Source organism: Streptomyces sp. SDr-06, from assembly GCF_003324565.1.
GTDB lineage: Bacteria > Actinomycetota > Actinomycetes > Streptomycetales > Streptomycetaceae > Streptomyces.
On the sequence record NZ_QOLA01000024.1, the window covers coordinates 82035 to 100732 of the forward strand.

At 68.5% G+C, this 18698-nt stretch carries 17 protein-coding genes; 4 read left to right on the forward strand and 13 right to left on the reverse strand.

The genetic code is table 11. The features are described 5' to 3' along the window. The first annotated feature begins 510 nt into the window (after window positions 1–510). Window positions 511–1674 (forward strand): hypothetical protein, encoded by a 1164-nt coding sequence (locus tag DT019_RS32840; protein ID WP_189390127.1) that lies wholly within the window; start codon window positions 511–513, stop codon window positions 1672–1674. Between the two features lie 98 nt (window positions 1675–1772). Then, window positions 1773–3071 carry a CynX/NimT family MFS transporter gene (locus tag DT019_RS32845; protein WP_114040652.1) on the forward strand — a complete coding sequence of 433 codons (1299 nt, stop codon included), beginning with the start codon at window positions 1773–1775 and terminating at the stop codon, window positions 3069–3071. Window positions 3072–3133: 62 nt separating this feature from the next. On the opposite strand, the gene DT019_RS32850 is transcribed toward DT019_RS32845, so the two are convergent. From DT019_RS32850 to DT019_RS32895, 10 genes are all read right to left on the reverse strand, one after another. Beyond that, window positions 3134–3694: a CGNR zinc finger domain-containing protein gene (locus DT019_RS32850; protein WP_189390128.1), complete on the reverse strand. Its 561-nt coding sequence runs from the start codon at window positions 3692–3694 to the stop codon at window positions 3134–3136. Window positions 3695–3793: 99 nt separating this feature from the next. Beyond that, window positions 3794–5404, reverse strand: a complete 1611-nt coding sequence (locus tag DT019_RS32855; protein WP_114040624.1) for an AMP-binding protein — start codon at window positions 5402–5404, stop codon at window positions 3794–3796. After that, the gene (locus tag DT019_RS32860; protein WP_114040625.1) at window positions 5401–6618 is read right to left on the reverse strand and encodes a multidrug effflux MFS transporter; all 1218 of its coding nucleotides are present in this window, start codon (window positions 6616–6618) and stop codon (window positions 5401–5403) included. Before DT019_RS32860 ends, DT019_RS32855 begins: the two co-directional genes overlap by 4 nt. 56 nt (window positions 6619–6674) lie before the next feature. Beyond that, entirely contained in the window at window positions 6675–7319 is a 645-nt protein-coding gene (locus DT019_RS32865) for an NAD(P)-dependent oxidoreductase (RefSeq protein WP_114040626.1), read from the reverse strand. Between the two features lie 42 nt (window positions 7320–7361). Next, window positions 7362–8171: a class II aldolase/adducin family protein gene (locus DT019_RS32870; protein WP_223279870.1), complete on the reverse strand. Its 810-nt coding sequence runs from the start codon at window positions 8169–8171 to the stop codon at window positions 7362–7364. Window positions 8172–8186: 15 nt separating this feature from the next. Then, window positions 8187–9713, reverse strand: a complete 1527-nt coding sequence (locus tag DT019_RS32875) for an FAD/NAD(P)-binding protein (RefSeq protein ID WP_147267374.1) — start codon at window positions 9711–9713, stop codon at window positions 8187–8189. 3 nt (window positions 9714–9716) lie between these two features. Then, the gene (locus DT019_RS32880; protein WP_114040628.1) at window positions 9717–10715 is read right to left on the reverse strand and encodes a DUF5602 domain-containing protein; all 999 of its coding nucleotides are present in this window, start codon (window positions 10713–10715) and stop codon (window positions 9717–9719) included. Further along, window positions 10712–11221: a flavin reductase family protein gene (locus tag DT019_RS32885; RefSeq protein WP_114040629.1), complete on the reverse strand. Its 510-nt coding sequence runs from the start codon at window positions 11219–11221 to the stop codon at window positions 10712–10714. The genes DT019_RS32880 and DT019_RS32885 overlap by 4 nt, the downstream gene beginning before the upstream one ends. Before the next feature lie 95 nt (window positions 11222–11316). Further along, complete coding sequence (locus DT019_RS32890; protein WP_114040630.1) at window positions 11317–12843, reverse strand: 4-hydroxyphenylacetate 3-hydroxylase family protein; 1527 nt, start codon at window positions 12841–12843, stop codon at window positions 11317–11319. Window positions 12844–13091: 248 nt separating this feature from the next. Further along, complete coding sequence (locus DT019_RS32895) at window positions 13092–13766, reverse strand: TetR/AcrR family transcriptional regulator (RefSeq protein WP_114040631.1); 675 nt, start codon at window positions 13764–13766, stop codon at window positions 13092–13094. 180 nt (window positions 13767–13946) lie between these two features. Between DT019_RS32895 and DT019_RS32900 the strand changes: the two genes are divergently transcribed. After that, on the forward strand, window positions 13947–14531 hold the full coding sequence (locus DT019_RS32900) for a cysteine hydrolase family protein (RefSeq protein WP_114040632.1): 585 nt from the start codon (window positions 13947–13949) through the stop codon (window positions 14529–14531). 331 nt (window positions 14532–14862) lie between these two features. On the opposite strand, the gene DT019_RS32905 is transcribed toward DT019_RS32900, so the two are convergent. Next, entirely contained in the window at window positions 14863–15561 is a 699-nt protein-coding gene (locus DT019_RS32905; protein ID WP_189390131.1) for a VOC family protein, read from the reverse strand. 288 nt (window positions 15562–15849) lie between these two features. Here DT019_RS32905 and DT019_RS32910 point away from each other — a divergent pair, with 288 nt between their 5' ends. Further along, entirely contained in the window at window positions 15850–16971 is a 1122-nt protein-coding gene (locus DT019_RS32910; protein ID WP_114040633.1) for an epoxide hydrolase family protein, read from the forward strand. A 116-nt stretch (window positions 16972–17087) separates the two neighbouring features. On the opposite strand, the gene DT019_RS32915 is transcribed toward DT019_RS32910, so the two are convergent. Continuing rightward, window positions 17088–17753, reverse strand: coding sequence for an HdeD family acid-resistance protein (locus tag DT019_RS32915; RefSeq protein ID WP_223279871.1), 666 nt, complete (start codon window positions 17751–17753; stop codon window positions 17088–17090). A gap of 326 nt (window positions 17754–18079) precedes the next feature. Next, window positions 18080–18688, reverse strand: a complete 609-nt coding sequence (locus DT019_RS32920) for a TIGR03086 family metal-binding protein (RefSeq protein ID WP_114040634.1) — start codon at window positions 18686–18688, stop codon at window positions 18080–18082. Between the last annotated feature and the right edge of the window lie 10 nt (window positions 18689–18698).

Consider the following 18698-nt stretch of genomic DNA (forward strand, 5'->3'; position numbering starts at 1 on the left):
GTTCCTCGGAACGGGGGTTTTCCCGGGAGGGGCTTTGCCGTGTGGCTGCAAGGGCGTGGTGCTACGGGTAAGGATCAGCCACACACCCGTAAAGGCCGTAGAGGATGTTCGAATAGCCGCCTAGCTCACGTCCGCAGAAGCGTGGGCGATTTTGCCGGAAAAAGGCCAGGAGTCATTCCGCAGAGCGGAATATGACATGCCGGTGACGGGACGCAACGCTCCACTTGTGGAGATTTACCCGACATTTTTTTCATTAGCGACATTCGGTTGTTTTCGAGCTGCGGGCGATCCGTTCAGGCCATTAATCTCGCTCTCGCCGCCACAGGCCGGAAAGCAACTTCCGCATAACGGAAGTATCTGTTTCTGAGTCTCGGAGATCTCTGCGCGGCCCAGTCCACTCATACGGTGCCGTCGCCCATCCCGCGATCGTCCGTTCCGCGCAGAGTCCCTGCGAGCCGTAGTGGCGGCATCACCCAAAAACAGTCCTATTCCCAGGGGGGAAACGGGAGTATGAGCACGCGAAGAAACTTCATTGCGGCGACCACCACCGCAGCGGCGGCAGCGACTTTCCTGACCGGAACGGGAGCCGCTCCGGCCGGAGCGGCTGCCCCGGACGCGACGGCTCCGGCAGGCAACGGGGACGCCGCCGGCGACCAGCTCACCGCGCGCGGCAACATCCTTCAGGTCGACACCGACATGCGCACCAACTACGACAAGCTGCGGGTCGGGGTGACGCAGCAGCTGACGCCGGTCATCGTGGTGGAGAACGGCATGCAGGGCGGTAAGTACACCCTGGTCCTGGACGGTCAGCGGTTCGTGGAGGAGCCGATCGACCAGATTTTCCAGCTGGCGAAGTCCATCGCACACGTCCCGCTCGGGATCTTCTCCGTCATCGCGCCCTACCTCGACCCACGCATTCCGGCGGGGCAGAAGGACATGTACGCCCGGGATCTGGCGATGACCGCGTACGTGGGGCCGGGCAAGACGGACTGGGTCGACCCGCTGACGAAGTTCGTCGCCGACCTCGACACCGCCCGGCGCACCCTCGAACAGGCCGGTCTGCCCACGGACTTGAAGGTGTCCTGCGCACACATCCTGGACTCGGGCATGACGTACGCGAACGACATCATCCGGCGCCGTACCTTCGACATGAAGGGCTTCGAGGATTTCACCGGCAAGGTCGGCGACGACATCAAGCAGAACATGTACTGGGCGGCGAAAGTCCAGATCGAGGCCGTCAAGGATCTCTTCACCCGCTGGAAGTCCAAGGTCGGCGCCGACCGCTGGCACGAGCTGTACGTGGTGGTCCTGTCGATGTGGACCACCAGCGAGCTCAACCAGAACTCGATCATCATCAAGCACTTCATGGACAACGGGATGGCCGACAGCCACCTGATCGACCTGCCCTGCCAGGCCCCGTCGATCGCGAACGCGGTCGATGTGGCCCTCGACAACCTCGCCCGCATCGTCCAGGACAACATCGCGGCCCAGATGGTGTTCTCCACCGACCAGCAGCTGGCCGACGCCCTCAAGGGCAGGCCCGACCTGCTCTCCCAGGAACTCCTGAAGCTGCTGGGTGACACCGGCGCGACCGCGTCCACGGCGTCGCTGGCGGCCTGCCCGTTCCACTCCAAGCTGAAGGCACAGCAGGCCGTGCGCTCCGTCGCCGTCTGACCCTGCGACCGTCCCGAAAGACCCGGCGGCTCCCCGCCCCATCCCTTCACCCGGATGGGGCGGGGGCCGTCGCCCATTCCCGGGGGAAAACCATGACCATGCCCTCTGTGTCCTCACGACGAAAACAGGTGTGGCTGCTGGCCGGCGTCATTTTGCTGGCCGTCAATCTCCGCGCGGCGATCACCTCCGTCCCGCCGATCCTGTCAGCCCTCGAGAACGCCTTACGACTGTCGGCGACAGCCGTCGACGTACTCACCACGCTGCCCGTGCTGTGCCTGGGCCTCTTCTCCTTCCTCGCGCCCCGCCTCGCCCGGCGGATCGGGGAACGGGGCGCTGTCAGCTGTTCTCTGGGCCTGATCTCCGCCGGGGCCGCGCTGCGCGCCCTCCCATGGCCGGTGGCGCTGTATGCGGGAACGGTTCTGGCCGGTAGCGGGATCGCGCTGGGCAACGTCCTGATCGTCGCCGTCATCAAGCGCCACTACACCGCCCGCCTCGGCACCATGACCGGGCTGGCCATGATGCTGATGGCCCTCTCAGGGGCGGTGGCGGCCGGCCTCGCGGTCCCGGTGTCCCAGAGCGCGGGCTGGCAGATCGCACTGGCCCTGTGGGCGCTCCCGGCCGCTGTCGGCTCCCTCGCCTGGGGAGCAGCCCCGGGCGACGAGGACCGTGCAGTCACCGCGACGGCCAGGAAGGCCGAGCCGACCGGACAGGGAAATCTGCTGCGCTCGCCGGTGGCCGGAGCGATCATCGCGTTTCTGGGTCTTGTGTGTCTGGCGTTCTATGTCCTGGTGGCGTGGCTGCCCGAGATCATGCAGTCCCGGGGGTATTCGGCGGCGACGGCGGGCACGATGATGTCCGTGATGCTCGCTCTGGGGGTGCCCCTGGGGCTGGCGATGCCGGTGGCCGCCGCACGCATGGACCATCAAGGGCCCCTGGTCGTGGCCGTGTTCGCCGCGAAGGTCGTGGGGCTGAGCGGTATCTGGTTCGCGCCGTCCGCAGGCTGGGCGTGGGTACTGATCCTGGGCATCGCGACGGGCGGGGCGTTCCCGCTGGCCATGACCTTGCTGAGCCTGCGCACCACGGACGCGGCGACGACGGCGCGGCTGTCGGGCGTCGCGCAGTCCGGCGGCTATCTCCTGGCCGGCTTCGGCCCGTTCGCCATCGGCTTCGTGCACAGTCTGAGCGGCGGCTGGGATGTCCCGCTGATGGTGCTCCTGGTCCTGGCGGTCCCCGAGCTGCTGGCCGGGCTGTACGCGGCACGGCCCGGCGTGGTGCGGGTCCTCCAGCGAGGACGGCACGGCGAGGGGCAGGCCAGTACAGCGCGGCCGGTCGTCTTCGTCCCACGCCAGCGCAGCACTTCCGCCACGCCGGGCCGCCCGGTCCGCGAAGAGCACTGAGCGCAACGGAAAACCCCCGCTCCTCCCCGGTTGTCCGGGGAGGGGCGGGGGTTTTGCGCTGGTCAGGCGCTGTTTCTTCGGCGGGCGTAGTGGCGGGCGACGCGTACCCGGTTGCCGCAGCCCTCCCGGGAGCACCAGCGGCGCGAGCCGTTGCGCGAGGTGTCGAAAAAATACAGGCCGCAGTCGTTGGCGCAGGTTCGCAGCCGGTCGGGGCCGCGGGTGAGGAGGGTGAGGTAGCTGACGGCGGCGAGATGACCGATGAGGTGGGCGGGGTCGTCGATATCGAGGTGTTCCACCGGCCCGGTGGGGGTCAGTTCGTGACGCGTGCGGCCGTGGCTCAGCAGGGAGTTGAAGCGGGTCAGCGCGTTCGGGTCGGCGGGGTCGGCCAGGAACTGGGTGAGGATGTCGCGGGCGCGGCGGATGACGGTGAACGCGTAGTCGTCGGCGGACTGGTAGGGGTCGGGGTAGTCCTTGAGGTGGCCGCTGGTGTGCAGCCAGCGGTTGAGGGCGGCCCGGGTGTTGATCAGGTCGATATGCCCCGTGCGGTCGCGGTAGCGGGTATTGACGAGGTCCAGGGCGGCGGGTTCACCGGGCAGCGGGCGCAGGTCTTCGTGCAGGGGCATGACAGAAGGGTTCCTTTCCGGGCGGAACATGGCAGGAGGAAGGCGCAGCAGCCTGTCCCGAAGGGGGATGAGGCTGCCGCGCCGGGGAGTGCGGTTTATTCAGCCGCCCGAGGGGACGGGTGTCCAGGTGGCTTCGGGAGTGCTTTCGTAGCGCTGGCGCAGTGGGGCGCGGCGGAGCTTGCCGATGCCCGTCTTGGGGATGTCGTCCTTGCCGACGGGCAGCAGGCGGGCACCGGTGATGCCGAAGCGGGCGGCGAGCATGCCGTGCAGGGTGCCCAGTTCGACCGGGGTGGCGTGGCCGTTTTTCGGGTGGAAGAACACGGCGAGGTTTTCCCCGGCCGTTGTCGTGACGGGAGTGGCCACCGTGTAGGTGGGGGCGGCGATGTCGAGTTCTTCCACGGCGGCTTCGATTTCGTGGCCGTGGTAGATGACGCCGGCGAGGGTGATCCGGTCGTCGGCGCGGCCGGTGACGGTCAGGATGGTGCCGTCGATGGAGCCGAGGTCCCCGGTGGTGAACCAGCCGTCGGGGGTGAAGGACTGCCGGGTCTGGTCGTCGCCGTGATGGTACCCGTCGGTGACGGTGGCGCCGGCGACCTGGACGTGGCCGACGGTGTTCTTGTCGGCCAGGGTGCCGTCGTCGGTCACGATGCGGATGCGGGTGCCGGGTTGGGGGCGCCCGACGGGTACGTAGCGCCGGCCTGGATGTTCGGTGAATGGGCAGTCGGTGACGCCGGAGGAGGTTTCCGACATGCCCCAGCCCGGATACATGGCATCGCGCGGCAGCCCGTACGGAGCCAGGCCGGTCATGAAGTCCTTGATGACGCCGGCTCGGAGAGGTTCCCCGCCGTTCATGATGTAGGTCAGACAGGTCAGATCCCACGGGGCGCCGCTGCCGTCCCGCAGGGCGTCGTTGACGAGGGCGAACGCGTAGTTGGGCGCCCAGGTGCAGGTGATGCGGTGGGTGTGGATGGTGTCCAGCCAGCGCAACGGGCCGTTCAGGATCCACGGTTGGGGTGCGTGGACCTGGTAGGCGCCCAGGTAGGTGTCGCGGGTGTGGAACATGACCAGGCCGCCGACGTGGTCCAGCGGCATCCAGTTGAGCGTGCGCCGGCGGTGGTCGAGGCGGTTGACGTGGGCGGTCGCCGTCGTGCGGGTCAGGATGTTGCGGTGGGTCAGGCGCACGGCCTTGGGGGTGCCGGTGGAGCCGGAGGTCAGCAGGAGCAGCGCGAGGTCTTCGGGCCGTCCCTGGTGATGATGCGGGTCGGGGGCGTGGCCGAGGAGGTATGCGTAGGTTCCGGTGGCATAGGGAGTCATACCGGCCGGGACGGTGCGTCCGCTGCCCGTGATGAAGCGGGGCTGCCGATAGACGGTCCACACCTGGTCGAGCAGGCCGTCCCGATCGGGCACCGGCAGCGGGACGTAGCCACCCAACTGGCAGGCCCAGTAGGCGGTGACCAGCTCCTGGGGGTCGGGAGTGTCGAGAAGGATGATGTCGCCGGGCTGGTTGAGGGTGCGGCGCAGGCCGGCGAGTATTCTCCGCGCGTCGTCCAGCAGTTGGCTGTAGGTGAGCGCGGTGTGGGTGCCGTTGGTGTGCAGGAAGACGATTTTCTGCCGGCCGTGGCACCGCGCGGTACGTATCAGTGCGTCGGCGAGGGTGGCCACGGCGGGGGTGATGGCGGGGCCGCCGTCGAGGAGTGCCTTCCCGGTCATGAGGCTGCCTTCACCGGCTGCGGCGCCACGGGGGCGGGGGCCGGCTTGGTGCCGGTGAGGGTGAAGGAAGCCAGCGCTGCGAGGCCGAGGGCGGCGGTGAGGATGCCCATGGGCACGGCGGAGGTCCTTCCTGCCAGGCCGACCAGCGGGACCATGGCGGCGCCGATGACGTGCTGGAAGAAGCCGATGAGAGCGGCAGCCGACCCGGCGATGTCGCCGTGGTCGTTCATGGCCAGCCCCATGGAGGTCGGCATGATCAGGCCGACGGAGGCGACCATCACGAACAGTGCGATGAGCAGCGCGGCCAGTGGGGCACTGGCGACGGCACAGACGAAGGTCGCCACACCTCCCAGGGCGCAGGCGGTGACTCCCGCCCCGAGAAGACGCCGGGGTCCGGTCCTGTGGACGATTCGGCCGGTGATCTGGGCGGCTGTGACCAGACCGAGGGCGTTGACGCCGAACACGTAGGAGAACCCCTGCGGGGACAGGCCGTGGATTTCCTGCAGGACGAAGGGGGCGCCGGCGATGTAGGCGAACATGGCGGCGAATCCGAACCCGATCGACAGCAGGCAGCCCACGTAATTGCGGTCGGCGAGCAGGGTCTTGAAGGCCCCCTTGGCTGCCGGGCCCCGGCGGCGGTTCGCGGCGGGATGCGTTTCGGGCAGGAACATCGCGCAGGCCAGGCCGATGACGACCCCGGCCAGAGCCAGGGCCAGGAAAATACCGCGCCAATCGGTGAAGCGCAGCAACTGCCCACCGGCCAGCGGGGCGAGGGTGGGCGCGAGTCCGGTCACGAGGATCAGAGTGGAGAACAGGCGGGCGGCCGCTGCACCTTCATGGCGGTCGCGGACGATGGCGGAGGCGATGACGATGCCGGTGGCGCCGCCGATGCCCTGGATCAGCCGCAACATCACCAGCAGCCAGATGTTGGGGGCGAAGGAGCAAGCCACCCCCGCGGCGATGAACAGGAGCAGTCCGGCCATGAGGGGGCCGCGTCGCCCGAGACGGTCCGAGATGGGTCCGGCGATCATCTGGCCGGTGCCGAGCCCGACCAGGCAGGCGGTCAGGGACAGTTGGGTGGCGGAAGCCGAGGCGGGCAGCTGGTCGGCGATCTGCGGCAGGCTGGGCAGATAGGTGTCGTTGGCCAGGGGCCCGAGCGCCGTCAGGGCTCCCAGAAGGACGGTGAAGCGGACGGTGCCTTGGGTTTTCGTCATCGTTTTCTCCAGGGCCCCGGCCCGTGTGCAGCAGGGCCGGGGCTGTAGGGGGAAGGTCAGTAGGCGAGGCTGATACGGGCGCGGATCGCGGAACCCCGCTCGACCTCGTCGGCGAATCCGATCGCGAAGTCGGGGATGCTGATCTTCGAATCGCCGTTCGCGTCGGTCAGCAGCTCATCACCGCCCTTGCGGTAGGCGCCGGTCCGCTCCCCTGGCTCGATCAGCTTGGGGGGCGAGACGAACGTCCAGTCCAGGTCACTGACCTGCCGGTACATTTCCAGCGCCTCGTTCTGGGCGGAGGCGTTCGCCTTCCACATCTCGGGGAAGTGCGGTGAGTCAATGACGCGGACGCCGGGCGCCGTCAGCAGACTGCCGGCGCCGCCCAGGACCACGAGGCGCGTGATGTCGGTCAGGCGCAGGCCGGAGATGAGGGCTGCGGTGGCACCCACGATGATGTCGCGGTCGTCGTCGTTTCCGCCGTGGCGGGGGCCGATCGCGGAGACCACCAGGTCGTGGCCTTCGGCGAGGGCGGCAACCGTGCGGGCGTCCCGGACATCGCCGGCCCGGGCGGTGTAGTTCCCGGTGGTGGTGGTGGTGTTCCCGGTACGCGTGACTCCGGTGACGTGGTGGCCGCGTGTGATGAGTTCGTGGGTGATCGTCGAGCCGATGTTCCCGGACGCGCCGAACAGAAGGACTCTCACGGGTTTCCCTTCGCACTGCAGACAGAGGGGCGCGGACGCGCCTTAGTTTTCGTTGAGGAAATCGGGCTGGTCGTGAGTGATCTCGTCCCAGAGCAGCTCAAAACTGAAGCGGGCCAGCTGCGTATCGCCGAACCCCTGGGCGGCGGCCTCGGCCTGGGCGGCGGTGAAGGCGTGGGGTTTTCCGGCAGCGTGGGCCAGCAACTGCACCTGGGCGCAGGAGTCGTAGGTGAAGAACCGGTGGACGGCTTCCTCGACCGAACCGCCGACGGTGATCAGGCCGTGGTGACGCAGCACCAGGGCGCTGTTGTCCCCGACGCGGGCGGCGATGTCGCGGCCCTGCTGCACGGTGACCGAGGGACCCTCGTACGCCTCGTACAGGGCCTGGCGGCCGTGGAAGGCGGCGGATTCCTGGTCGATGGGCTCCAGCAGCCGGCCCAGCGAGCCGAGCGCGCGGGAGTGGGGCGTGTGGGCGTGCGCGATGGCGTGCAGGTCCGGGTACTGCTGGTGGATCGCCGCGTGGATGACGAACGCGGACGGATTCACCTTCCGCACTCCCGCCACCACGCGGCCTTCACTGTCGACACGGATCAGGTCGGCGACGGTGACCCGGTTGAAGGACACTCCGAACGGGTTGACCCAGAACTGGTCGGTGTACTGGGGGTCGCGGACGGAAATGTGTCCCGATATTCCCTCCCCGAAGCCCTCGCGGCCGAACAGGCGCAGCGCGGCGGCCAGGCGCTGCTTGACATGGCGGCGGTGCTCGGTGACGGTGGCGAATGTCGTGTCGGCGGGGATGGGCAGCCCGGTGGCCGTATCCGCGAGGAACACGGGGCGCACGTCTTCACGGGTCACGGTGGTCTCCTTGAGTCAGGCGCTCAGCAGCGCGGGCGTCAGCGAGGCGGCCGCCCGGTGGGCGGTGATGGCATCGGCGATGTCGCGGGCCCGGTCGACCAGCGAGGGAATTCCCCAGGTGAAGAACAGGGCGCCGGCCGCAAGGTCGCCCAGCGCGTACAGACACGGATCCGCCTGTCCTGCGACCGTCAGACGGCTGGTGGCACGTTCGATGGCCAGCCCTCCATAGGGGTGGACGGCCGCGTTGCGCGAGCGCAGCAGCGAGGTGACCAGACCCTGGGCCGCGTGCGGGATGCGCTGGGCGGAAGGGCTGATGGTGTTGACGATCCGGTCGGCCGTGAAGGTGCCGTCGGCCGTGGTGAGCGTGAAACGGGTACTGCCTTGCGGGACGACATGGCGCAGCCCCCCTTGCACGGACAGCTGTCCTGTGTCCGCCAGCTCCAGCAGCAGGGCGGCCGAGGCGGGCGGCATCGGGCAGCACAGGCTCATCAGCGCCCGGTGGTGCCGGCGCAGCAGATACTTCTTGTCCCGCTCGGCCAGCAGCGGCCACACGTCGGGCCCGGTGTCGGGAATGGCCCGCTGCAATATGCGCAGCCCCAGATCCGTGTCGTCGACCAGTGACAGCTGACGGCGCAGCCGGTCCAGCGGCTTTTCGGTGAACATGGAACCGATTTCCGCGACAACCCTGCCGGGGTCACAGTCGGCCTGGACGAGTTCGCTGCGGCACATGGCGGCCAGCTCGGCCAGCGACAACGTCCCGCCCTGCGCCGCGAGGGCCCGCATGCGCGGCTGGGTCAGGTTGGTCACCGTGAAGTCGGCCTGCCGCTGCCGCACCGCGGGAAGCACCCCGTTGCGGGAGACCATCGTGATACTGCCTTGATGGCCCCTCGCCGCCAGGTACCGCACGGTGTCGACGGCCGTCAGACCGCTGCCGAGGATCGCCACGTGATCGTCCCCGCCGATCTCGTGAAGCCGGTCGACCGCCGGATACGGGTCCCCGAGATACCCCTCGGTGCCCGCCAGACTGTAGAGATCCTCCGGCGCTCCCCTCCCTACGCACAGCACGGCGTAGTCGAAGACACGGGCCCGGCCGTCCTTCGTCTGGAGCATGACCCGCCGCGCACAGCGTGCGGCCGAGGTCACCGGCGCGCCGATCAGATCGACACGCCAGCCGTTACGGCGCAGCCTGCCCATGGCACTGTAGGCGGTGTTTTCGAGGTATTCGCCGTAAATGGTGCGGGCGACGAAGCGGGCCCCGGAGTGCGGGTCGGACACGGAGATGCTTGTCGCGATCCGGTCGCGGCCGGCGAGCCAGTACGCGAAGTGCTCCGGATCCCCCGCGCGTACCGACATGTCGGCGGGCACCATGTTGATCGTGAGGGCTTCGGTGTCGACCTGGTAGGGCCTGCCCCGCCACAGGTGCGGGGACGGCTCGAACACGGTCAAAGAGCCGGGCGCCAACGTGGCGGCGGCCAGCGCGTCGAGCAGGCACACCGCCGCTGCGCCGCCCCCGACGACGGCGATGGATGATCCCCCGTTCATCACTCACGCTCCGGGGGCAGAAAAGAAGTCGCGGAGCGACACGGTGAAGTCGTCGCGGCCCTGCTCGTAGGTGATGCAGTACTGGCGGGGGTAGAACCCGGCGTTCTTCCACGCGGCAGGCTGGTTGACGGGGAAGCAGCCGTTCGCGTTGGTCCCGGCGGCGAGGCCCGTGAACCACGCCCTGGTGATCATCGGCTCCTCGAACAGGAGGTCTCCGTCCCACCCTCCGTACATGAAGGTGTGCGTGAACGGCTGGCCATGCCATTCAGGGGAGTCGTCGGTGTCCATGAGGTGGTTGCCCATGGCGCCTTCGGCGGCTTCCTTGTGGTCCATGTAGCCGGCCGGCATGTACGGCGCGGGGATTTCCTTGGTGGCCGTGGCGTAGTCGTCGCAGTTGATGACGAGCCCGCACGGCCCGGTACGGATCGCGTCCCGCACCGACTTGGGCTTGAGGTAGAAGTGGAAATCGAAGTGCGGCACGTCGTAAATGCCAGCCATGCCGTGCCCCTTCGGGTTGTAGTTGGTCAGCACCCACTGGGAGGACAGGCCCGGCGCTGCGGTGCCGGTGGCCAACGGCAGGGCGAGGGGGTGCTCATAGCCGCCGACGCATTCGGTGTCCTGGTCCATGCGCCCGTCACCGTTGACGTCGTAGCAGTGGTGACGGTCGTTCATGTCGGTGGGCAGCCCCGCCAGCGCATCGCGGGTAAACGTCACCCCGACCGCGTAGGGGGTGCCGTCCTGATTGGTCTGGGTGTAGGAGCGCAGGTTGCCGTTGCCGAGATCCTGGGCGGGGCCGAACGCGGCACACGGCCCTTCGTACGACCGGGTGCGCTGCTTCAGGGAGGCGGCGGCCTCGGGCGCAACGGCGGTCGTCTTCCCGCCGTCCATGCTGTCGGTAACGCACATGAACGTGGTGGTACTGGCACCGGTGGCGTGCGCGGTGGGAGTGGTGAGCATGCTCGTGGCCATCAGGGCGGCGGCGAAAATACGGGTGCGGTTCATGAGGCGGCGCTTTCGGTGTCGAGGCGGTGAAAACCACCACCGAGGAAGATCAGCGGAGTGTGCGCGGAGCCGGCAGCACCCAGGGCGACGGCCTCGCCGATCACCTGGACGTGGTCACCGACCGCGTGGTGGTCGTAGTAGCGGCACTCCATCCACCCGGCCCCGGCGAACAGCAGCGCTCCGGTGTGCTCTCCGGGACGGGTGGCGGCGGTGCGCAGGGCACGGTCCCGCTCGGGCCGCCGTCCCGCGAACGTACGGGCCGTCTCTTCCGCGTCCGCGCCGAGGATGGAAACGGCGAATACGCGTGAGGCCAGCGCATCGGCGAGGAATTCGGAGTCCGCCCGGAAACTCAAGCTCACCAGTGGCGGAGTGAGGGACAGTGAGGCGAGAGAGTTGACGGTGATCGCGTTGTGGCGGCGGGCACCGGCCCGTGTGGAGCGGCAAGTCGTCGCGATACACACACCGGTGGCGAACTGGCGCATGACGCTGCGCAGGTCATCAGTCACGGGAAAAACCTCCAGAGCGTAAGCAGGAGGGCAGCCGGGCGCCGACGGGGGAAGGGGGAGACGGCACCCGGCTGCGTCTGTGGGAGACCCTGCGGTCAGCGGTCCTCGGCCCAGCGGCCCCGGGTGAAGCCGTCCAGGTCGTAGTCGCCCATCGCCTTGTCGACCTGGGCGCCGTAGGCGTCCAGCAGCCCCATCGCCTGCGCGGCGTTGGCGGTGTCCAGACGCACCTGGTCGGGGCCGCCCGCGTAGTTCAGCTCGTACAGCTCATGACGGCCGCCGAACTCGCTGCCGATCGCGTCCCACGCCAGCTTGAACAGCTTGATCCGCTCCTCGGCGCCGCCTGCCGAGCCCCGGTAGAACCGGTCCAGCAGCGGACGCAGCTCGGTGTTCTGCAAGTCCTTGTAGCTGGAGCCCGTCATCAAGAGCGAGCCCGCCAGGTGCTCCTCGAAGAAGTCGTGGACCCGGCGCCAGGACAAGGGGGCCAGCACCCGGTGGCTGGCGGCATATTCCAGCTTCGGCAGCACCGTTCCCGCCGGGCCCTCCTCGGGGTCCATCGCCATGGCGGTGGTCATCGCCCACGTCAGATGACGCCAGGCGAGGAGTTCACCCAGCCCGGCCTTGACCCCCCTGAAGTCCTGGGTGCCGTTCATGCGAGTGCCCTTGTCCAAGAGTCCCGCCATGAACTCCAGCTTGACCGCCATGCGGATGGCGCCCTGGAAAAAGCCGCGCGACAGCAGGCCCGAGCGGGGGAAGTATTCGTGGATCTTCTCGGTGTCCCGGTAGATCAGCACGTTTTCCCACGGGATGAACGCGTTGTCGAAGACCAGGACCGTGTCGTTCTCGTCGAACCTGCTGGAGAGCGGACTGTCGAACGGAGAGGCGGCCTTCTTCTCGTAGGAGGGACGGCAGATCACCTTCAGGCCCGGGGTGTTCATCGGCGCGATGAACGCCAGCGCCATGTCCTCTGCCTTGCCCTTCTGCAGGTTGCCCAGGTGGATCTGACCCACGAACGCCGCGTTCGTCAGGGCCGAGCCGGTCGCCATCAGCTTGGCTCCCTCCACCACGATGCCGTCATCCCGCTCCTCGACGACCGTGATGAACACGTCCGAGATCTCGTGCGACGCCCGGTTGCGGTCCACCGGCGGGTTGACGATCGCGTGCGAGACGGCCATGCCCTGCTTGACGTACTTCTCGTACCAGGCCCGCGCGTTGGAGTCGTAAGGGGCGTAGAAGTCCTGGGTGGAGACGAGGCCGGCCATGAAGGAGGCCTTGTAGTCGGGCGTGCGGTTCATGAACCCGTAGCTCATGCGCGCCCAGTGCTCGATCGCGTCACGGGCCTTGAGCAGTTCCTCGGCCGAGTGCGCGGGGGTGAAGAACCGGTGGACGCGGTGGCCGGTATACCGGTCGACCGTCGTCATCAAGTCCTTCGTCTCCGGCGCGTGCAGCGCGTCGTACAGGTGCGCGGACGACTTCGCGGCGCCCGCGAACGCCGGATGGGTGGTGACGTCCTTGACCACCTCCCCGTCCACGAAAACCTGACGCCCGTCCCGCAGGCTCTCCAGGAAGGAGTCCCCCGTCATCAGCTCGTTGGGCGCCTCATCGGGCGTGGGTACAGCAGACATGTCCGGTCCCCTCCGAAAAAATGGACATGCGGAAGAAAGAGGTGCTTTCCGACAGGCCGGAAGGGACAAAAAGGCTCCTGGCGTCCCCCGTGACGCACTTCTCCCGCACAGCAGCGGTCACCTCAAGGACCCGTCGAGCCCTCCTTGAGGTGTTTACGAAGCTAACACATCACGTAAGCGTCGATAACACCCCTGGGCAGGAAAAAGCCCCGCCCAACCCGGACGGGGCCCTTCTGAGCTGCGAAAATCTAAGAATCAAGCGACCGCGACAACGCCTGCACCACTTCCTCCTCCACCGTCACGGTTCCCGACAGCGTCCCCACCAGCGCCCGCGCCAGCACCGCCGCAGCCGCCTGGCCCGCATCCCCGTCCCCCTGCGCCTGACCCGTCACCTTCCCGAGGACCGCATCACGCACCACCTCGGACACCGCCAGATCCCCGAACAGCTCGGGGAACGACAGCATCATCAGGCACACTCCCACGTTCGCCGCCAAAATCGCCTGGCCCGCGACCGCCGGTGCCAGCACGAGCCGCCCGGCCGCTTCGCACCGCCGCAGCACTCCCAGCAGCAACGCCTGAGCCTCCTTGACCGCCTGGGGCTTCGGCTCCCCGTCCGGCGTGAACATCAGCCGATACAGATGCGGGTTCTCCAAGGCGAAACGCACGTGACTGTCCCACGCCGTCCGCACATCCGCCACCGGATCTTCCGTCCGGGGGTTCTTCCGCTTACTGGCCAGAAAACGCTCAAAGCCACGGTCCGCCACCACCGCCATCAACCCCCGCTTCCCTCCGAACTGCCGGGAAATCTCAGGGGCCCCCACCTGCGCCTTCGCGCAAATCGACCGCGTGGAGATCTCCTCCGCGCTCTGCGAAGCAATCAGCTCGGTCGTGGCGGCCAGAATGCGCTCTCTCGCTGTCGACATGAAGCCATGCTAACAGTTCATGTACGAACCGCTAACGCGTCTGACCAGGGGAAACCATCAACCCGCACAAACGGAACCATCGTCACCGTGTACACCCCGCTTACGTCTTGTGTTAGCGTCGCCAACACCACAGGGCGCTCATCAGCGCTCCTGCCTTCCACATTCTTCAAAGGGGACCCCATGGGCACCACCACGCTGCGCCAGCTCAACGAGTTCGACGAGACCCCCGCCGCCCTTGCCGACGCCACCGTCATCCTCATCGACTTCCAGAACACCTACACCCACGGCACCATGGAACTGGACGGATGGAAGAGCGCCGTCGCCGAAGGCAAGCGCCTCCTTGACGCAGCCCGCGCCGCAGGCGCCCCCGTCATCCACGTCCAGGACAAGGGTTACCAGCCCGACACCGAGGACGGTCAGATCGTCGCCGACCTCGCCCCCATCGCCGGGGAAGGCCGCGTCATCAAGTCCGTCCCCAACGCCTTCCACGAGACCGACCTCGCCACCCTCGTCAAGGAAGCCGGACACGACAACGTCATCCTCGCCGGCTTCATGACGAACATGTGCGTCCTGTTCACCGCCCAGGGCGCCTTCCTCAACGGCTTCCGCCCCACCGTCGTCGCCCAGGCCTCCGCCACCCGGTCCCTGCCCACCACCGCCGCGGGCCAGGAGCACATCTCCGCCCAGCAGATCCACGACGGCGCACTCGCCACGGTCACCGAGCTCTACGGCGTCGTCGTCCCCACGGTCGACGACCTCGCCTGACAGCCCCTGGGCACCGTCGGGGGAAGCCGGACGGAGCTTCCCCCGACGGCCTTGCACCACCCAAGGCGCCCCGCTTTCCGATCGTGCCGGAGACGGGGCGCTGTTGTGAGTTTCGAGCGGGAAGGTGGTGCGGTGCGAATCCCATGGCCGCGCAGCAGCAAGCACCATGCCCCCCTCGGCGCGGAATCGGCTGCTGAAACGCCAGATGCGCGGCCGGCCCGCCCCGATCTTCTTCGCAAGCGTGCCCTGCTCACACGACGACTGCAGCCCACCTGGGTCAGCGGCCGGTGCGTCAAGTGGGCTGCCACGCCTCGGACTTGGCACGAGACGCTCATGGGGAATCGGTGGTCGGCTCGGGCGTGCCGGCTACGCCGACGCACGCCTCGTTGCCCTCGGGGTCGGCCAACACCCAGTTCGCCGGCGCGTCGGCATCGTTCACCAGACGGCCACCAGCCGCGAGCGCGGCGGCTATCCGTGCCTCGGCCTGGTCGTAGGGCACCCACACATCGACGTGTACCCGGTTCCGCTGGGGGCGCGGTGCGTCCATCTGCTGAAAGTAGAACGGTGCCCCGCGGCGGCGCGGATCTATCAGGTCCTCACCGCTGCCCGCGCGGTCCTGGTAGCCGAGCAGAGCACGCCAGAACGCCACCACGCCGGGACCTTCGAGCGCATCGATGGTGACCTGGACGGTCTGCACGGCCGACGGATCGGCCGGTATGCCCAACCTACGAGCCACCGCCGAGACCTGCCGGGCGAGCTCCACGTGCCGTTCGGTCAGCCCGTAGTAGTCACCCGTGACCGTGATCAGCCGTACGAGCACGCCCTCCTGCCGCATGTCGATGTCCGGATACTCCTCCCCCACACCGGGCAACTCGCTGATCGCCTGCACGAACTGGGCGCCGACCGCGAACGACGCGGTACGGAAGTACGCACACGCCCCCTCGCCCACGACACGCCAATCCTCCACGCCGACGGTCCCGTGGAATTGCTGCGGCCTGATGCGCACGATCTTGCTCGCTTCGTAGCTCATGTGATCAACGTAGCGCGCAGGTCCCACCTTGATCCGGCAGACCGACGGGGGCGAAACCCGCAGATTGATCACGGCCCAGTACGCCCCCCGGGGAGGCCTTCGCGGCCAGGGTGCGTAGGGTTCCCGGTCGCGCAGATGATGGCGCTGTGCGAGACCGGCACGCGTGGGCTGCTCGACGCGATATTCGGGCCCAAGCACCACAGCGTGGCTCCACGCTCGCCCACTACGCGGGCTGCTCACCCACGGATACTGGCGCTTGTAACGCCTTGACCCGTAAGGAGCCTTGCCATGTCCGCCGAGCCATTCGAGGTCAGCGTCACCGAAGCCGAGATAGCGGATTTGCGTGAACGATTGCGACGGACGCGGTGGCCCGAGCGCGAACCGGTTGACGACTGGTCACAGGGCTTGCCGCTGGCGTACGCCCAGGAGCTGTGCCGCAGTTGGGCCGAGGACTACGACTTCGGGTTCGCGGAGCGGGTGAACGCATTCGCGCAGTACCGCGACACGATCGACGGGCTGGGCATCCACTTCCTGCATGTCCGCTCGCCAGAGCCGGACGCGTTCCCGCTCGTGCTCACGCACGGGTGGCCGGGTTCGGTGCTCGAGTTCCTGGAAATCCTCGGCCCGCTGAGCGACCCGCGCGCGCACGGCGGTGACCCGGCGGACGCGTTCCACGTGGTCGCGCCGTCGTTGCCCGGGTACGGCTGGAGTGACAAGCCGTCGACGACCGGGTGGGGCATCGCTCGCATCGCGCGCGCCTGGGACACGTTGATGGTCTCGCTGGGTTACGAACGGTACGGCGCGCAGGGCGGTGACTGGGGCTCGGCGGTGACCGGGGCGCTGGGCGAAGTGGCACCCGAGCGGGTCGTCGGCGTGCACCTGAACCTGGGATCCGTGGCGGCCGGCACGTTCGACGACCCGACGCCCGCGGAGCTGGCGAATCTCAAGGCCGAGAAGGAGATGCAGCGCACCGGCCGGGGGTACTCGGCGATCCAGGCGACCCGGCCGCAGACGCTCGGCTACGGCCTCACCGACTCCCCCGCGGGGCAGGCCGCCTGGATCGCCGAGAAGTTCTGGGCGTGGACGGACAACGACGGCCATCCCGAGGACGCGTTGTCGCGGCAGACGATCCTCGACGAGATCTCGGTCTATTGGTTCACCGCGTCGGCCACGTCGTCGGCGCGCCTGTACTGGGAAGGCTTCGCCAACTTCCGGGACAAGGTGACCGCGCCCTCCGGGCTGTCGGTCTACCCTCGCGACATAAGCCGTCCGTCGAGGCGGGAGGCCGAGCTGCGGTTCACCGACCTGCGCTGGTTCGAGGAACTGCCGCGTGGTGGCCACTTCGCCGCGCTGGAGCAGCCGGATTCGCTGGTCGAGCAGGTCCGCGGGTTTTTCGGCCTGTTCCGCTGACCGTCCGTGCCATCCCCTGGGAAACCCGCACCCAGGGGATGGTCCCGTCCGCCCGCAGGGGCACCGTTACATGGACTCGATCGGCGTCAGTCCTCGGCGGTGGCGGCGTGGCCCCGTCATGGCGTGCGGCGCGGTGGGCCCGACGCGACCCCGCCCGGTCCCGGCGCCCAGCTCGGCCCCTCTCCGGGCAAGGCCTGCTTGGCACGGCTGCGGATCCGGAAGGCGGTGACGATCTCGACGATGCCGAGGGCGAGGAGCCAGCATCCGGACAGGACGGTCAGGACGGCCAACGACGTGAACGGGGAGGTGATCATGACAACGCCGCCGAGGACGCTGACGATGCCCGCGAGGACCAGCCAGCCGCGGGCCGGCATGGACGGGTCGTGGGCGGCGGCCAAGGTCAGGGTGATGCCACGGAACAGCCACCCGATCCCGACCCACAGGGCCAGCATCAGCACGGACTCCAGAGCGCTCCGGAAGCAGAGCAGGCCGAGCAGGACCGACAGCGCACCGCTGATGAACCCCATGACCCGCAACGACGTCGAGGTATGCGTTCCCAGCGCGGCCGCGATCTGGAAGACGCCGCTGACCAGCAGGTACACGCCGAAGAGGATCGCCACCGCGAGCAGCGTCGCACCGGGCCAGGCCAGCACCAGGACACCGAGAAGCGCGGAGGCGATCCCGGCGAGCAGCACGTTCTGCCAGGCCGCGTCCGCCAGCCGCCGCAGCGCCCCCTGGGGCTCGGCCCGGGATTCCGTGGAGATGTCTCGTTGGTACGCCACGACGCTCCTCACCGGCAGCCGACCGCACTCCTGAGCCCACAGCAACCAGCGACCAAATAGCTGAATCAGGACAGTGCCATTACCTTCACTTGAGGGTGCGGTCATGCCCGGGCGCACGCAACCGGAGCAGGCGCCGCTCACGACCGAGTGCCCCTGGCAGCTGCCGCAAGCCATCACGAAGACTGGGCGGGAGTGCGGTCAGATTGATCCTTGAACGGGATGGGCCGTTGGGCGGCCAGGCCGGGCCTCCCCCGCGACCCACATCCCGGCCGCCGTCGGCGACTCGCTCCCCTGAAGGCCCAGCTCAGGCACCAAGACACCCACCCCTACTCCGCCCGCCAGTTCGGTGAGCGGCCCAGGGCCGAGAGGATCCGGTCGAGCGGGTCCGGGTCGCCGGGCGGCACGAGGCCGGGCCGGAAGGCCGCGCCCGGCGCGAGCCGTTCGTCGCCGTCGGGCACGGCCAGGGCGACCGGCAGCGCGGCTTCGAGCAGCCCAGGGTCGGGCGCATAGGGGAGGCCGAGCGCGCGGGCGACGTCCCAGCCGTGCACGACGTAGTCGATGAAGTGGAAGGCGATGGCGGTACCGGCGGGAAACGTTGGGCCGGAGGCGATCTCGGGCAGGGTGAACTTCCGCTCGGCCGAGTCGACCGCCGCGAAGGCGCGTACCACGCGCTCGGAAGCCGCCGCATAGCTCTCGACGGCATCGGCTCCGGCCGGGACGACCCGCCAGGCCTCCTCGTTCTCCCCCTCACCGGCCGCGGCAGCCGCGAACCCCCGGTGCTGGGCGGTCATATGGGCGAGCAGGTCGGCGAGCGTCCAGTCCGCGCAGGGGGTGGGCCTGCCGAGATCCCCGGGCTTCACCTTGTTCACGAGTTCGACGCTGTACCGCACGGCTTGGGCGTCGGCGTCCCGCATCCGATCCAGATTAGTAAGCATGCGCCTACGA

Bases quoted from the DNA above. Each gene is read 5' to 3' on its own strand.
- DT019_RS32895 (WP_114040631.1), bottom strand. From the start codon at position 13,766: ATGTCGACAGCGAGAGAGCGCATTCTGGCCGCCACGACCGAGCTGATT.
- DT019_RS32890 (WP_114040630.1), bottom strand. From the start codon at position 12,843: ATGTCTGCTGTACCCACGCCCGATGAGGCGCCCAACGAGCTGATGACG.
- DT019_RS32900 (WP_114040632.1), top strand. From the start codon at position 13,947: ATGGGCACCACCACGCTGCGCCAGCTCAACGAGTTCGACGAGACCCCC.
- DT019_RS32905 (WP_189390131.1), bottom strand. From the start codon at position 15,561: ATGAGCTACGAAGCGAGCAAGATCGTGCGCATCAGGCCGCAGCAATTC.
- DT019_RS32845 (WP_114040652.1), top strand. From the start codon at position 1,773: ATGCCCTCTGTGTCCTCACGACGAAAACAGGTGTGGCTGCTGGCCGGC.
- DT019_RS32860 (WP_114040625.1), bottom strand. From the start codon at position 6,618: ATGACGAAAACCCAAGGCACCGTCCGCTTCACCGTCCTTCTGGGAGCC.
- DT019_RS32910 (WP_114040633.1), top strand. From the start codon at position 15,850: ATGTCCGCCGAGCCATTCGAGGTCAGCGTCACCGAAGCCGAGATAGCG.
- DT019_RS32880 (WP_114040628.1), bottom strand. From the start codon at position 10,715: ATGAACCGCACCCGTATTTTCGCCGCCGCCCTGATGGCCACGAGCATG.
- DT019_RS32920 (WP_114040634.1), bottom strand. From the start codon at position 18,688: ATGCTTACTAATCTGGATCGGATGCGGGACGCCGACGCCCAAGCCGTG.
- DT019_RS32850 (WP_189390128.1), bottom strand. From the start codon at position 3,694: ATGCCCCTGCACGAAGACCTGCGCCCGCTGCCCGGTGAACCCGCCGCC.
- DT019_RS32855 (WP_114040624.1), bottom strand. From the start codon at position 5,404: ATGACCGGGAAGGCACTCCTCGACGGCGGCCCCGCCATCACCCCCGCC.
- DT019_RS32840 (WP_189390127.1), top strand. From the start codon at position 511: ATGAGCACGCGAAGAAACTTCATTGCGGCGACCACCACCGCAGCGGCG.
- DT019_RS32875 (WP_147267374.1), bottom strand. From the start codon at position 9,713: ATGAACGGGGGATCATCCATCGCCGTCGTCGGGGGCGGCGCAGCGGCG.